We start from the raw sequence: 14,465 nt of genomic DNA on the forward strand, positions 1-14,465 counted from the left end.
GGAAGTGATTGAAGCCAGCGGTTTAATTGATGGAAACGGTTGTCCACCAAGGAAAATCAACGGGGCGCAAAAACGAAGTGGACAGGGCCGCGACGGAAGCTCCGTCGCGGCCCTGTCCCGGGGGAAGAATCAGCCGGTCACGGCGCTGTTGACCGCGCCGAAGTCGAGCCCGCCCTCCAGCGCGGTGTAGGTGCCCTGCTCCAGCAGTTCGACCGCCGCGCGCTGCGCGACCGCGTAGGCGCCCTGCGCGATCGCCGTGCCGACGCTGATCCGGCGGACGCCGACCGCTTCCAGCTCCGCCACGGTCGGGGCGCCCGGCCACACCATCACGTTGACCGGCAGCGGGCTCTCCTTGACGAGGACGCGCAACGTCTCCAGCTCGATCAGGCCCGGCACGAACAGGCTGTCCGCGCCCGCGGCGGCGTAGGCACCCGCGCGGGAGAGGACGTCGTCCAGGCGGCCTTCGGGCTCGCCGATGCCGAACAGGTAGACGTCGGTGCGGATGTTGACCCACAGCTCGGGCAGGCCGGCCGCGGTCGCCGCGTCACGGGCCGCGCGGACCCGCCCGACCTGGGCCGGGACGTCGAACAGCGGACCGCCGGGAGCGGTCGAGTCCTCCAGGTTGATCCCGACCGCGCCGGCCTCGACGATCGCGCGGACGGTCGCCGCGACGTCGGCTTCGGACGGGCCGTAGCCGCCTTCGATGTCGGCGGTCACCGGGACGTCGACGACGCGCACGATCCGCGCGACCAGCTCCGCCATCTCCTCACGCGTGAGGCCGTGCCCGTCGGGCCGTCCGGCGGACCAGGCGACCCCGCCGCTGGTGGTGGCGATCGCCGGGGCACCGGCCCGCGCGATGAGGGCCGCGCTGGCGGCGTCCCAGGCGTTCGGCAGCACCAGCGTGCGGTCGGTGTGCAGGGCACGCAGCTGTTCGGCGAGCCGCTTGGTGGACATCCGTACTCCTTCTCGGTGGTTCAGGCGGCCGGCGTCGGTACACCGGCGGCGATCAGGTGGGTCGCGGCGAAGGCGCGCCACGGGTGCCAGGCGGCGGCCAGCCGGCCGGCGTCGGCGGAGACGTCGTGCTCGAGCAGCATCGTCTCGAGCGTGCGCTCGGTGGCCGGGAACGCATCGGCGTGCCCGAGCCGCAGCGCGATCTCCTGGGCGGTGCTCTGCTCGATGCCGGGCAGTGCCGTCAGCGCGGACGTGCAGTCGGCGAGGCTCGCCCCGGGGTCGAGCAGGGTCTCGTCCGCGGCCACGGCGGCGGCGAACGTGCGCAGCGTCTTCGCGGTCGCCGCGGGCAGCCGGGCCCCCGCCAGGTCCGCCTGGGCCAGGGTCTCGGCCGAGGGGAACAGGTGGGTCAGGCTGTGCTCGAGGCCGGGCACGCGCTGGCCCGCCGCTTCGACCAGCGCGGCCAGCTGCCGCCGCACCCGCGCGCGGACGCTGTACTGGCTGAGCACGGCTTCCACCGCGACCTCGAAGGAGCCCCACGCCCCCGGCACGCGCAACCCCGGCCGCTTGCGCAGGAGCGGGCCCAGCACCGGGTCCCCGGCGAAGGCGGCCTCGGCGGGCGCGATGTCGGCGTCGACGCCGAACATCCGCCCGACGCGGTCGACGACGTGGATGAGGCCTTCCCAGAACGGCATGTGCGCGGTCAGCAGCAGGTGGTCGTCGCCGCCGCGCGTCACCTCGATGACCCCCGCTTCGCCGTCGAGGCTGATGGTGCGCCGGTAGACGCCGTCGCGCACCGACTCGACGCCGGGGACCGCGCGCTCGGCCAGGAAGGCGCTGAGCGCTTCCCAGTGCAGGGGCGGTGCGAAGGGCAGCCGCACCGTCAGGCCACCGTCGGCGGCGAGCCGGTCGGTCCGCCGGCGCCGGTTGCGCAGCTCGACCGGGGACGCGCGGAAGACGAGCTTCATGTCCCGGTTGAACTGGCGCAGGCTGCCGAACCCGGCGGCGAACGCCACGTCCGCGACGGTCAGGTCCGAGTCGTCGAGCAGGCGGCGCGCGAAGTGGGCGCGGCGCGACCGGGCGAGCTGGTCCGGTGTCACGCCGAGGTGGTCGTGGAAGAGCCGGCGCAGGTGCCGCGGGGACACCGCAAGCCGCTGGCCCAGCGCCGCCTCGGTGCCGGTGTCCAAGGCTCCGGCGATGATCAGCTGCACCGCGCGGCAGACGAGCTCCGGCGCGTCGGCGCCGACCGGGCCGGCGACGCGGTAGGGGCGGCAGCGCAAGCAGGCCCGGAACCCGGCCGCCTCGGCCTCGGCGGCGAGCTCGAAGGTCTTCACGTTCTCCGCGAGCGGCTTCGCCCCGCAGCCGGGACGACAGTAGATGCCGGTCGTGACCACGGCCGAAAAAGTCGTCATGTCCCAGGTGTAGGCGATCGGGCGGGGGCCGCGCTAGCCAGATCCGGACACGACCGTGGCAGGTGCGCACACCAGGAGAAGAGACGTGTCCGGATGTGGCCGGACGCGGCCGCGCGCGCTCGGCAAAGTGGTCGCCGGACCAAGCACCGCACTACCGAGAGGTTTTCCCATGCTGGCGAAGGTGTTCCCCATCCCCCTCAAGCCGGGCAAGCAGGCCGAGGCCGAGGCGCTCGTGCACGAGTTCGCGCCGCTCGGCCCCGGGCAGGAGGACGGCACCGTGTCCTTCCGCGTGTACCGCGACCCCGCCAAGCCGGACTTCCTGCTGTTCGTCGAGCACTTCGCCGACCAGGCCGCCTACGACGCGCACACCGGGTCGGCCGCCTACAAGGAACTGATCGCCGGCAAGTTCGCCGATCTGATCACCGAGTTCGTCGAAATCGACCACGAACTGATCGTCGGGCTCTGATTCTCCCGTTGACCGGCCGGATGCAGCAATCGCTGCGTCCGGCCGGGCGCGGGTAAGGTGAATTCCGCGACAACAGCGTCACGCTCCGATTATCCGAGTAGTCCACGTCACGGTCGAATTGATTTTCCGGCGGAAACAACTCTGCCGGTCAACCGGCCGGGCAGCTGCAATGAGGAAGCCGCACCCGATGAGGTGCGGCACCCCCCAACGCATGCCACTGGAGGCTCGGCCGTGACCACCACCGAAAAACCCGCCGGCGTACTGGCCGTCCTGCGCCGGACGCCCACACCCGTCCGCTACCTGCTGGGCGGTGTGCTGGTCAACCAGCTCGGCGCGTTCGTCCAGACGTTCATGCTGCTGTACCTGGTCTTCCGCGGCTTCTCCGCGGGACAGGCCGGCATCGTCATCGCCGCCTACAGCATCGGCTCGGTCCTCGGCGGACTCGCCGGCGGCGAGCTGGTCCACCGCATCGGCCCGCGCGCCACCATCACCGCGGCGATGTCCGGTTCGGCCGCGATCCTCGCCCTCGTCCCGTTCTTCGGCCGACCCGGGATGCTCGCCCCGCTGCTGGCCGCGATGCTGCTCGCGGGCCTCGCGACCCAGAGCTACCGGCCCGCGGCCGCCGTCCTGCTCAGCGAGCTGATGCCCGACGGCGACCGCGTCATGGGCTTCTCGATGATGCGGATCGCCCTCAACCTCGGCGCGGCGCTCAGCCCGCTGATCGCGGCGGGGCTGATCCTGCTCGACTGGAACCTCCTGCTGTGGTTCGACGCGGCGACCGCGCTGCTCTACGCCGTGCTGGCGGTCCGGCTGCTGCCCGACCTGCGGGTCGACCGTGACGCGCAGGCGCCCGCCGAGAGCGGGACCCGGGCCGCGTACGGGACGCTGCTGCGTGACGGGCGGTTCTGGTTCTTCCTGGCCTCGGTGCTGATCGGGTCGATCATCTACGTCCAGTACACGGTTTCGCTGCCGCTGAAGATCACCGCCGAGGGCCACTCCGCCGGTCTCTACAGCGTGGTCCTCGTGACCGCGTCGGCCGTGCTCATCCTGTGCGAGCTGAAGATCACCTCCTACGTCACGCGCTGGCCCGGCCACGTCGCCGCCACGGCCGGGACCGTGCTGATGGGCCTGGGGGTCGCCGGCTTCGGGATCAGCGGCGGGTCGGCGGTCGCGCTCGTCGCGTGCACGGTCGTGTTCGTCTTCGGGATCATGATCAACGGGCCGACGATGTTCGCCTACCCCTCGACGTTCCCCGCCGCGGTCAAGGCGCGCTACATCAGCGCCCACCAGGCGACCTTCGGCCTGGGCATGGCGCTCGGCCCGCTGTTCGGCGTCGCCGCGTGGGTCGCGCTGGGCAACGGCGTCTGGTGGCTGTGCGGCGCGCTCGGCCTGGTGTCGGCGCTGTGCGCCCTGCTCGGCATGACGGGCCGCCGCCCCGCCACCCCCTGAGGCCCCCGACCCCGACGGCCGTCCGCTGCGCGCGGACGGCCGTCGAGCGCTGTCGCAATTAACCGAAAAGACGTAAACGAGCAACAACAATGATCTACAAAGCGTCAAAGCAATGCACGAACGGGCTAACAAGACCGCCAGACAGCGGAAGAGACACCGGCCGCGAAGAGCGACGCTGAGTGAGTGAGGGGAAGGGGATTCACATGGGCAGACCAGAAAAGCCCGTCAACACGTCCGGTGGCATCGCGACCCAGTTCGCTCGGCAATTGCGCGAACTGCGGGCCCGGGCCGGCAACCCGACCTACCGGGAAATGGCCCGGTCGGCGATGTTCTCGTCGTCGGTGCTCTCCAGCGCGGCGAGCGGCAACCGGATGCCGTCGTTGCAGGTGACGCTCGCGTTCGTCGCCGCGTGCGGCGGTGACGACGAGGCGTGGCGCCGGCACTGGCACGCCGCGACGAGCGGCTATACGCAGCCTCCGTTCGGGGGGCGCAAGAGAAGACCGACGCTGTTCCAGCGGCGCGGTGGCCCGCCGCACCCGGCACAGCTACCGCAACGACCCCGGGGGTTCACCGGCCGCACAGCCGAGCTGGCGTGGCTGCGGTCCCCCTGCGACACCCCGCTGGTGATCAGCGGCCCGGCCGGCGTCGGGAAGAGCGACCTGGCGCTGCACTACGCGCATTCGATCGCGGCGGAGCAGACGGACGGGCAGCTCTACGCCGACCTCGGCGGCCTGCGCCACGGCGGCGGGGTCCCGCCCGCACCGGCGACCGCCGACGTCCTCGACGGCTTCCTGCGCGCGCTCGGCGTCGACGACGACCAGCTGTCGGGCACGTTCGACCACCGGGCCGGGCTGTACCGGACGCTGCTGGCCGAACGCCGGATCGTCGTCGTGCTCGACAACGTCCAGGACGAGCAGCAGGTACGCCCGCTGCTCGCCGAAACCACCACGAGCACGACGCTGCTGGTCAGCCGCAAACGGCTGCTGGGCCTGCGCGACGTCCACCGGCTGCAGCTGACGCCGCTGCCGCGCGGCGACTCGATCGCGATGATCACCGCCGCACTGCCGCACGTCGCCGTCTCGGCGGGTCCGGACTGTGACCGCCTCGCCGAGCTGTGCGGCGACCTGCCGCTCGCGCTCGACCTGGCGCTGCGCAAGATCGCCTCGCGACCGCGGCTGACCCTGCGGGGAGTCGTCGAGGAATGGCGCCTGAACGGCACCACCGTGGACTGGCTGTGCGTCGGGGACCTTTCCCTGCGCGACTCCCTGACGTCGGCCTACCGCACGCTCAGCCCGCCCGCGCGGGAGTTGCTGGAGCAGCTGGCCCGCACCCCGCCCAGCGGGTTCGACGCGGTGTCCGCGACGCTCGACGAGCTCGTCGAGGAGATCGCCGACGCCGGCCTGCTCACGCACGCCGACCCGTACCTCGACGGGCACACGGTGCCCCCGCTCGTGCGCGCCTTCGTGCTGAGCACCGTGGGACCCGGCGGACACGACCTTTCCGCCCTCGCGGGGCCGGTGTCCGCCTAGCGCCGGGACGGCCCGGCAACGACGCCGCCGTCCCTGTCTTCTCCTCGGCAGTACGGGATTGATTGTCCTTTGCGGACAACGCTCCCAGCCAAGTCCGCGATGGCCTGTAATCAGCACAGCACGGATTCCCGCTGACGCAGGCAGGTCGGACGCACCGGTCGTTCCGGCGGAACCCGTTCCCCCCACGGATTTCCCGGAAGGACAGGTCATGCTCGACAACGGCATCCCGGTACGGATCCCGCCCACCCCGCGTCCGTCGGGGCTCGGTGTCCACCGACGCTACGCGGCCTATTACGCCATGTCTGCCTCGATCATGCTGCTCGCCGGCGCGATCTGGCTGTCGACGCGGCTGCGGCCGAGCGCGGCGTGGCACGACATCGCGCTGTTCGCCCACCTCTCCTCCCTCGTGGTGGGCTTCGGCGCGGTCCTGGTCGCGGACTACTTCTTCGCGCTGTGGGCACTCGGGCGCGTGCCGTTCGCCGAGGCCGTCCGGAGCGCTTCCCGGCTGCACCTGCTGGTCTGGGGTGGGCTGACGGGTCTCGTGGCGAGCGGCGCGCTGCTCTCCCCCGACCTCGGTTCCGCGGCCACGGTCGTGAAGCTCTGCCTGGTCGGCGTGCTCGCCGTCAACGGCGTGCACGCGACGGTGCTGGGCCATCGCATGGCCTTCTTCGACGACCCGGTGCCCGTCCGCCTGCTCGTCCGGGGCGGGCTCACCACGGCGGTTTCGCAGCTGTGCTGGTGGGGTGCCGTCGTCATCGGCTTCCTGAACGCGACGCGATGACCGCGAAGCTGTCCGGATCTGGCCAGACCCGCGACCCCGTGCCCGGGCACCCTGAGTTTCCCCGGAGTTCCGCGAAGAAGAGGAGAAGAAATGATCACCAAACTGGTGCGCGCGGTGAACGCGGCCCTGCGGCCGGCCCCGTCGGCCACAACGGTCGCGCAGCGCATCGACGCGGCCCGGTCGCAGCCCGACTACCTCATGACGATCGAGCTGTTCCGCTTGCGCGGCCTGGGCTGAGGCGGCTCACCCGGATCGCCGGCCGTGCGCCTCCCGGGCTGGGTTCCCGCCAGCCCGGACCACCCGCCCGACCGACGAATCGAGTGAACCCATGACGCACCAACGGCTTTTGATGTGTTCCGCCCGGTATTTCCGCATCGACTACGAAATCAACCCGTACATGCACGTCGGTGTCCAGCCCGACGTCGAAGCCGCCATCGTGGAACACGAGAACATCGTGGAAGCGCACCTGGCGGCGGGCCGCAAGATCGAGTTCGTCGACGCGGACCCGTCCTGCCCCGACATGACCTACACCGCCAACGCGGCGGTCGTCCAGGGAAACCGCGCGGTGCTGGCGACGCTCCCGCCCGAGCGGGCGGACGAAACCCCGCACCACCGGGCCTGGCTCGAATCCCACGAGTTCGAGGTGGCCTCGACGCCGTACGCGTTCAGCGGCCAGGGCGACGCCTTGGCGTGCGGGCCGTTGCTGCTGGCCGCCCACGGGCAGCGCACGGACATCCGCGCGTTCAGGACTCTGGCGCGGCACCTGGACTACGAGATCGTGCCGCTGCGGACGACGAGTCCCCAGTGGTACGACCTGGACCTGGCGGTGGCGGTGATCGCTCCTTCGGTCCTGGCGTACAGCCCCGCCGCGTTGGACGCGCCCAGCCTGCGGACGTTGCGGGGCCTGGGAGTGGAGCTGATCGAGGTGGCCCCGGCCGAGGCGGCGGCGTTCGCGCTGAACCTGATCAGCGACGGCCGCACGGTCACGATGACCGCGGGAGCCCCGCGGCTGGCGGCGGACCTGAGGTCGCTGGGCCTGACGGTGACGGAGCTGGACACGACGGAGCTCCGCAAGGGCGGCGGCGGCATCCGCTGCACGGCGTTGACCCTGGACAACCCCGCCTGACGCGCGGCGCCTGGCGGGGCGTCCCCCCTCGCCAGGCACCGCGTTCGTCCGTAATGTTCGTTTCCAAAGCCGCTTCACAGCTCTCGCACATCGGTCCCCTACCTTCTCCCGGGAAGGTCGAAGGCATGGAAAAGCCTGCTCCGGCCTACGAAGGCCGCCCCCTGCCCCGGCCGCGGGACGAGGTCGTGGACCAAGGTCTCGGCTTCGACGTCGCCACGCTGCTCAACCGCCGCCGCGCGCTGCGGTTCCTCGGTCTCGGCGCGGCCGGTGCCGTGCTGACCGCGTGCGGCACCAGTACTTCTTCGAGTAGCACGACGACGTCGTCGGCTTCGACCGCATCGGGCGAGATCCCCGACGAGACCGCGGGACCGTACCCGGGCGACGGCTCCAACGGGCCGGACGTGCTGGAGCAGAGCGGCGTCGTGCGCGCGGACATCCGGTCGAGCTTCGGCACCGGCAGCGCGACCGCCGAAGGCGTGCCCATGACCTTGGAGCTGGTGGTGGCCGACCTGGCCAAGGGCGGCTCACCGTTCGCCGGCGTGGCCGTCTACGCCTGGCACTGCGACCGCGCCGGCCGGTATTCCCTTTATTCGGACGGGATCGAGAACGAGAACTACCTGCGCGGCGTCCAGGTCGCCGACGCCGACGGCCGGGTCCGCTACAGGAGCGTCTTCCCCGCTTGTTACGACGGCCGCTGGCCGCACATCCACTTCGAGGTGTACCCCGACCAGGCCGGCATCACCGATGCCACCAACGCGATCGCCACCTCGCAGGTCGCCCTGCCGCAGAACGTGTGCGAAGCGGTCTACGCGCAGTCCGGCTACGAGCAGTCGGTGGCGAACCTCGCGAAGGTGAGCCTGAGCGACGACAACGTGTTCGGCGACGACAGCGGCGCGTTGCAGCTCGCCACGGTGACCGGCGACGTCACCAGCGGCTACCAGGTGACGCTCAAGGTGGGCGTGGACACGACGACCAAGCCGTCGGGTGGCGGGCAGCCACCGTCTCGCTGAAGTCGTCAGTCCGCGAGGACCACGACTTTCCCGGTCAGCGTGCCCGCGGCGGCCTGGGCGTGGATCTCCGGCAGTTCGGCCAGCGGCACCCGCTGCCCGACGTCGACGCGCAGTTCGCCCCGGTCGACCAGTTCGACCAGCTGCGCCAGCTGGCCGGCGTCGCTGCGGACGAAGAGGTCGACGCCGCGCACGCCACGCTCTTCGTCGGACGGCGCGGGCATCCACACCGTCGTGTTCACCACGACCCCGCCCGGGCGGACCAGGGTGACCAGCGCCGCCAGCTCGGCCGGGTCGACCGGCGCGAGGTTGAGCACGACGTCGACCGGCTCGGTCACCGCCGCGGTCACGCCGGTGGTGGTGTGGTCGACGACCTCGTCGGCGCCGGCGGCCTTGACCGCGTCGCCGCTGCGGGGGCTGGCGGTGGCGATGACGTGGGCCCCTGCTCGCTTGGCCAGCTGCACGGCGTAACCGCCGACCGCTCCCCCGGCGCCGTTGACCAGCACGCGCTGCCCGGCCTGGAGCTTGCCGTGGTCGAAGAGCGCCTGCCAGGCGGTGAGGCCCACCACCGGCAGCGCGGCGGCGTCGGGCAACGGGACGCTCTTGGGCGCCGGCGCCAGGATCGCGGCCGGGGCGATGACGTACTCCGCGGCGGCGCCGTCGCCGTCCATCGGCAGGAAGCCGAGGACGTCGGCACCGACCTCGACACCGTCGACGCCCTCGCCCAGCGCGTCGACCGTGCCGGCGACGTCGAGGCCGGGCGTGTGCGGCAGCACCACCGGGATGGGGCCCTGCATGAAGCCGCCGCGGATGTTGCCGTCGACGGAGTTGAACGACGTCGCGGCGACGCGGATCCGGACCTCGCCGGCGCCGGGGACGGGCTGCTCCACGTCCTCGTAGCGCAGGACACCGGGCTCGCCGTATTCGTGGAAACGCACTGCCTTCATCGGAGTTCTCCTTGCCGGTCGACTGCTTCGAGTTCGAAGCAACTGAAGGCGACAGTACATCTGCTTCAAATTCGAAGCAAGTGACGCTGGTCACGGGTACTTCCAATTCGAAGCAGTAGACTGACGGCATGTCTGAACCGTCCCTCGACCCCGTGCAGCTCGGCGCCTACTTCGACCTCGTCGAGGTGACCAGCCTGCTCCGGCACGCGGTCGAGCAGCAGCTGCGCGAGGCCGGCGACCTGAGCTACGTGCAGTTCCAGCTCCTGGCCCGGCTCGGCGACTCGCCGACGGGCAGCCACCGCATGACCGACCTGGCAGACGGCGTCGTCTACAGCCGCAGCGGCCTGACCTACCAGGCGAGCCTGCTCGAGAAGGCGGGCCTGGTCGTCCGCACCCCGTCGCCGGACGACGAGCGGAGCGTCACGGTCACCATCACCGAGGCCGGCCGCGCGCTGCTCGCGAAGGTGCTGCCGGGGCACATCGAGGTCGTCGCCGGCCTGCTGTTCGAGCCGCTCGCGCCGGCCGACGTCGAAACCCTCGCCGGCCTGCTGGCCCCGGTGCGCGACCACATGCGCTCGGCACCGCCCCGCTCGGCCGCGCCACGCCGCCGCAAGGGCGGAGCTTCGTCCACATGAGACCCATGATCACGGCCGCACGGCGAGTCAGCCTGGGCCGTCTTGGCCCACCCTGACAACGGACGGCTCGCCGACGATCTCCCCGAGCCGCGCGGCATCGGCCGAGCCCGGCGCGGCGGTGAGGACCACGGCCATCAGGTCGTCCCCCGGGACGTCGAGCAAGGTGCCGTCGAGGGTGATCTCGCCGACCCCCGGATGCCGGAAGACGGCCCGGTTCTCATAGGAGGTAACGGTTCTCGGCGTGCGCCACAGGGTGTCGAAGGGCCGGCTGGTGGTCCGCAGCTCGTCGACGAGCTCGGCGAGCGAGCCATCACCGGGATAGCGCGCGGACGTGCGGTGCAAGCGGGCGACAAGCATGGCCTGGAAACCGGCCGCGCGCTCGTCGGTCCGGCTGATGCCGCCGAGCGCGTTGCGGAAGGTGCGCCACGCGACGTTCCAGTCCCGGGGGTGGGCAGCGGGCGTCCCACATTCCAGCGCCAGCCAAGCACCGTTGACGGCGACCACGTTCCACGCCGCGTCGGCCAGGAAGACGGGGGTGTCGCCAAACCGCTCCAGCAGCCTGGTGGCGGCCGCCCCGGCCGTGCGCGGAACCTGCCCATCCGCGGCGGCGTACCCGGCCAGCGCGCAGAGCCGTTCGTAGTCCGCCCGCCCAGCCCGCAAGGCACGAGCAATGGCACTCACCACCGCGGCCGACGGGTGACTGCGTCCCTGTTCCAGCCGCCGCACGTAGTCGGCGGAAACCCCGGCCAGCTCGGCGAGCTCTTCGCGCCGCAACCCGCGAACCCGCCGCCGGCCCTCGGCCACCAGCCCCACCGAGGCGGGCTCGGTGTTCTCACGCAACCACCGCACCGCCGCCCCGAGTTCACGCAAAGCCATGGTGCGAGTGTGCATCAGCGATCACGCGCGGCCGATCTGCCCTACGGTGATCGACGTGGAGAACGGCAGCACGAGTGACGACGAAACCCGCCACGCCGAGCCGGGGAAGGTCCCGTACCGGGTCTTGTCGATCCGGATGATCTGGTTCGCCTCCGCGGTGATCGTGGTGCTGGGCATCGCCGTCGCGGTGTGGTTGCTGGCGGCGTTCGGCCACGGCGACGCGCAGGAGCGCAACCAGCTCGAGGCGATCAAGACCGCGGGCACCATCGTGGTCGGGACGGGCGGGGCGGCGGCCCTGCTGCTCACCGCCCGTCGTCAGCGGACCGCCGAAATCAGCCTGAAGCAGAAGGACCTGGACCAAGCGCTCCAGGAGCGGATGGCCGACGACACCCGGCTGGACGCGGCGGAACGGCGGCTCACCGAGCTGTACAGCAAGTCCGTCGACCAGCTGGGATCGGACCGGCTGGCCGTGCAGCTCGGCGGGCTCTACGCGTTGGAGCGGCTCGGCCAGAGCAGCCCGGGCCAGCGGCAGACGATCGTCAACGTGCTCTGCGCCTACCTGCGCATGTTCACCGACGCGGCCGCCGACGTCGTCGAAAGCGGCATCGGGCAGCAGGGGCGCGTCCGGCAGGCCGTCGGCGGGGTCTTGGCGGCGCATCTGCGCACGGACGCACCGGACGACCGTTTCTGGCCGGACATCGACGTCGACCTCGCCGGCGCGAGCCTGCTCGGCTTCGACCTGAGCGGCTGCCGGGTGCGGTCGGCCGGCTTCTCCTCGGCGACGTTCGTGGGCGCGGCACGCTTCAACGGCGCGACGTTCACCGGCGCGGCCGGCTTCTCCTCGGCGAAGTTCACCGCGGTGGCTGACTTCACCGGGACCGCGTTCGACGACCGCGCGGATTTCACGGCAGCGAGCTTCCGCGGCGACGCGGTGTTCAGGTCGGCGCGTTTCGCCCGCGGCCCGGAGTTCGCCGACGCGGAGTTCCTGACCCGCTCCGACTTCGCGTCGGCGGCCTTCACACTTGGCGACGCGGCCCCGGTGTCATTCGAAGAACTGCCACACGAGCTGACGCGGCAGCTGACCGCGCTGCCGACCCGCGTGCCCCGCACCGAGGTGCCGCCTTCCGACGCCGGCTCCCTGCCGCTCGGGGTACGCCTCGACGGAACACCGGCCGTCTGGCAGCCGGCCGCCGAACCGCACTTCATGGCGTTCATGGGCCCGGAATCCGGCAAGACGACGCTCGTGCGCACCATCCTCCGCGGCATCACCGAGCAGTACACCCCGGCGGAGGCGGCCATCATCCTGGTCGACTACCGCCGCACCTCGCTCGGCTACGTGGCGACGGAGCACCTGCTGGCGTACGCGGTGTCGAACGCCCAGCTCGGCGCCATGCTCGAAGAGGTCCGGGAATCACTGCGGCGACGGCTTCCCGGACCGGACGTGACGCAGGAGCAGCTGAAGAACCGCAGCTGGTGGTCGGGGCCCGACCTGTACGTGGTCGTGGACGACGCGGAGCTCGTCACCCCTGGCGACACCGACCCGCTCGAGCCGCTGCGCGAGTTCATCCCCCAGGCGAAGGACGTCGGCTTGCACGTGGTGATCGCCCGCCGCACAGAAGGAGCGGCCACCGCACTCCAGCACGGAGTGCTGAACACGTTGGCGGCCATCCAGGTCCCGGGTGTCGTCGGCGACGGCGACTTCCGCGAGGGCCCGCTGATCTTCGGAGTCTGGCCGTCGGCCTTGCTGCCGGGCCGCGTGACTTCGGTCCGGCGCGCGGGCCAGGAGCTGGTTCAGCTCGCGTGGTCGGAGCCGGTCAGCGAGTGAGCCACGGAGCGAGCAACGACTCCAGATCCGCATCCGACAACGCACGCGGCCCACCGTGGAACTCGTGCCAGCGCGAAGCGTCGCACGCCGCCGAGTACTCCACCTCGAACGCCCGCATCAGCACGTACATGAACGTCACCGAGCTGAACCGCTCACCCAGCAGCGTCCGCGCCTCGCGCGCGACGTCCGTCGCACCGACGAAGTCCGACAGCTTCAACGATTCAGCAGCCGGGTCCAGCAGGCTGGGGGCATACATCACGACAGAATCTCCATAACTGAAAAGAAAAACTCAACCCTCGGCGGCGAGCTGGCCACAAGCCGCGGCGATCTCCTGGCCGCGCGTGTCACGCACCGTGCACGCTACTCCGCCCGCGTTCACCAGCCGCACGAACTCCCGCTCCACCGGCTTCGGCGACGCGTCCCACTTCGACCCCGGCGTCGGGTTCAGCGGAATCACGTTCACGTGCACCAGCTGACCCAGATGCTTCCGCAACCGGCGAGCTAGCAGCTCAGCCCGCCACGGCTGATCGTTAATGTCCCGGATCAGCGCATACTCAATGGACACCCGACGCCCGGAAGTATCGGCGTAGTACCGAGCCGCGGACAAAACCTCGTCCACCGACCAGCGCTCGTTCACCGGCACCAGCGTGTCCCGCAGCTCGTCATCCGGCGTGTGCAGCGAGACCGCCAGCCGCACCTGCATCTTCTCGTCGGCCAGCTTCCGGATCGCCGGCGCCAGACCCACAGTGGACACCGTCACCGAACGCTGCCCGATCCCCAGCCCACCCGGCGCGGGATCGGTGATCCGCCGCACCGCGGCCACCACGCGCTTGTAGTTCGCCAGGGGCTCGCCCATGCCCATGAAGACGATGTTGGACAGCCGCCCGGGACCACCGGGCATCGTGCCGTCGCGCATGACCGCCGCCGCCGAACGGACCTGGTCCACGATCTCCGCCGTCGACAAGTTCCGGTCGAGACCACCCTGGCCGGTCGCGCAGAACGGGCACGCCATGCCGCAGCCGGCCTGGCTCGAGATGCACAGCGTCGCGCGGTCCGGGTAGCGCATCAGGACGCTCTCCAGGAGCGTGCCGTCGTGCGCGCGCCACAGCGTCTTGCGGGTCGCGCCGTTGTCGGCCTGCAGCGCGCGGACCTCGGTCAGCAGCGTCGGCATCAGGTCGGCGACCAGCTTGGAGCGGGACGCCGCCGGGATGTCGGTCATCTCCGCCGGGTCGACCGTCAGGCGCGAGAAGTAGTGGTTCGACAGCTGCTTCGCGCGGAACGGCTTCTCCCCCAGCTCGGCGACGGCGGCGGCGCGTTCGGCCACCGTGAGGTCGGCGAGGTGGCGCGGCGGCAGGCCGCGCTTGGGAGCGTCGAAAACGAGCGGGAGGGCAGTCATAACCGAACCAGTGTCCCACGCGCCCCGAGCCGCCGCCCGGGCCGCCCCGGCCGGGTGTACGCCAGGTC

General features: G+C 71.4%; 15 protein-coding genes. 9 read left to right on the top strand and 6 right to left on the bottom strand.

Features of this window, described 5'->3' with window-relative positions; translation table 11 throughout:
• Window positions 1–129 precede the first annotated feature (129 nt).
• On the bottom strand, window positions 130–954 hold the full coding sequence (locus ACZ7PG_RS42600; RefSeq protein ID WP_470244902.1) for an isocitrate lyase/PEP mutase family protein: 825 nt from the start codon (window positions 952–954) through the stop codon (window positions 130–132).
• A 20-nt stretch (window positions 955–974) separates the two neighbouring features.
• The gene (locus ACZ7PG_RS42605) at window positions 975–2,360 is read right to left on the bottom strand and encodes an AlkA N-terminal domain-containing protein (RefSeq protein WP_470244903.1); all 1,386 of its coding nucleotides are present in this window, start codon (window positions 2,358–2,360) and stop codon (window positions 975–977) included.
• 169 nt (window positions 2,361–2,529) lie between these two features.
• On the opposite strand from ACZ7PG_RS42605, the gene ACZ7PG_RS42610 reads away from it, so the two are divergent.
• From ACZ7PG_RS42610 to ACZ7PG_RS42640, 7 genes are all read left to right on the top strand, one after another.
• On the top strand, window positions 2,530–2,826 hold the full coding sequence (locus ACZ7PG_RS42610; protein ID WP_284750715.1) for a putative quinol monooxygenase: 297 nt from the start codon (window positions 2,530–2,532) through the stop codon (window positions 2,824–2,826).
• A 231-nt stretch (window positions 2,827–3,057) separates the two neighbouring features.
• Window positions 3,058–4,275, top strand: a complete 1,218-nt coding sequence (locus ACZ7PG_RS42615; RefSeq protein ID WP_470244904.1) for an MFS transporter — start codon at window positions 3,058–3,060, stop codon at window positions 4,273–4,275.
• A gap of 203 nt (window positions 4,276–4,478) precedes the next feature.
• A complete protein-coding gene (locus tag ACZ7PG_RS42620; protein WP_470244905.1) occupies window positions 4,479–5,804 on the top strand; it encodes a helix-turn-helix domain-containing protein in 1,326 nt (441 codons plus the stop codon).
• Between the two features lie 208 nt (window positions 5,805–6,012).
• Window positions 6,013–6,585, top strand: coding sequence for a hypothetical protein (locus ACZ7PG_RS42625; protein ID WP_470244906.1), 573 nt, complete (start codon window positions 6,013–6,015; stop codon window positions 6,583–6,585).
• Window positions 6,586–6,675: 90 nt separating this feature from the next.
• Window positions 6,676–6,822, top strand: a complete 147-nt coding sequence (locus tag ACZ7PG_RS42630) for a hypothetical protein (protein ID WP_470244907.1) — start codon at window positions 6,676–6,678, stop codon at window positions 6,820–6,822.
• 91 nt (window positions 6,823–6,913) lie between these two features.
• The gene (locus ACZ7PG_RS42635; protein WP_470244908.1) at window positions 6,914–7,711 is read left to right on the top strand and encodes a dimethylarginine dimethylaminohydrolase family protein; all 798 of its coding nucleotides are present in this window, start codon (window positions 6,914–6,916) and stop codon (window positions 7,709–7,711) included.
• Between the two features lie 125 nt (window positions 7,712–7,836).
• The gene (locus ACZ7PG_RS42640) at window positions 7,837–8,721 is read left to right on the top strand and encodes an intradiol ring-cleavage dioxygenase (protein ID WP_470244909.1); all 885 of its coding nucleotides are present in this window, start codon (window positions 7,837–7,839) and stop codon (window positions 8,719–8,721) included.
• Window positions 8,722–8,726: 5 nt separating this feature from the next.
• Here the strand turns inward: ACZ7PG_RS42640 and ACZ7PG_RS42645 are convergent, their stop codons facing one another.
• The gene (locus ACZ7PG_RS42645; RefSeq protein WP_470244910.1) at window positions 8,727–9,665 is read right to left on the bottom strand and encodes an NADP-dependent oxidoreductase; all 939 of its coding nucleotides are present in this window, start codon (window positions 9,663–9,665) and stop codon (window positions 8,727–8,729) included.
• A 128-nt stretch (window positions 9,666–9,793) separates the two neighbouring features.
• On the opposite strand from ACZ7PG_RS42645, the gene ACZ7PG_RS42650 reads away from it, so the two are divergent.
• On the top strand, window positions 9,794–10,300 hold the full coding sequence (locus ACZ7PG_RS42650) for a MarR family winged helix-turn-helix transcriptional regulator (RefSeq protein ID WP_470244911.1): 507 nt from the start codon (window positions 9,794–9,796) through the stop codon (window positions 10,298–10,300).
• A gap of 27 nt (window positions 10,301–10,327) precedes the next feature.
• On the opposite strand, the gene ACZ7PG_RS42655 is transcribed toward ACZ7PG_RS42650, so the two are convergent.
• Window positions 10,328–11,176, bottom strand: a complete 849-nt coding sequence (locus tag ACZ7PG_RS42655) for a helix-turn-helix domain-containing protein (RefSeq protein WP_470244912.1) — start codon at window positions 11,174–11,176, stop codon at window positions 10,328–10,330.
• Window positions 11,177–11,231: 55 nt separating this feature from the next.
• Here ACZ7PG_RS42655 and ACZ7PG_RS42660 point away from each other — a divergent pair, with 55 nt between their 5' ends.
• Complete coding sequence (locus tag ACZ7PG_RS42660) at window positions 11,232–13,001, top strand: pentapeptide repeat-containing protein (RefSeq protein ID WP_470244913.1); 1,770 nt, start codon at window positions 11,232–11,234, stop codon at window positions 12,999–13,001.
• Here the strand turns inward: ACZ7PG_RS42660 and ACZ7PG_RS42665 are convergent.
• Together ACZ7PG_RS42665 and rlmN are read right to left on the bottom strand one after the other, a co-directional pair.
• Window positions 12,991–13,257: a hypothetical protein gene (locus ACZ7PG_RS42665; RefSeq protein WP_470244914.1), complete on the bottom strand. Its 267-nt coding sequence runs from the start codon at window positions 13,255–13,257 to the stop codon at window positions 12,991–12,993. The two genes, ACZ7PG_RS42660 and ACZ7PG_RS42665, sit on opposite strands and share 11 nt — an antisense overlap.
• A gap of 33 nt (window positions 13,258–13,290) precedes the next feature.
• Complete coding sequence (gene rlmN / locus ACZ7PG_RS42670; RefSeq protein ID WP_470244915.1) at window positions 13,291–14,397, bottom strand: dual-specificity RNA methyltransferase RlmN; 1,107 nt, start codon at window positions 14,395–14,397, stop codon at window positions 13,291–13,293.
• Window positions 14,398–14,465 lie beyond the last annotated feature (68 nt).

The sequence above is a fragment of the Amycolatopsis sp. NPDC114504 genome (assembly GCF_055633595.1).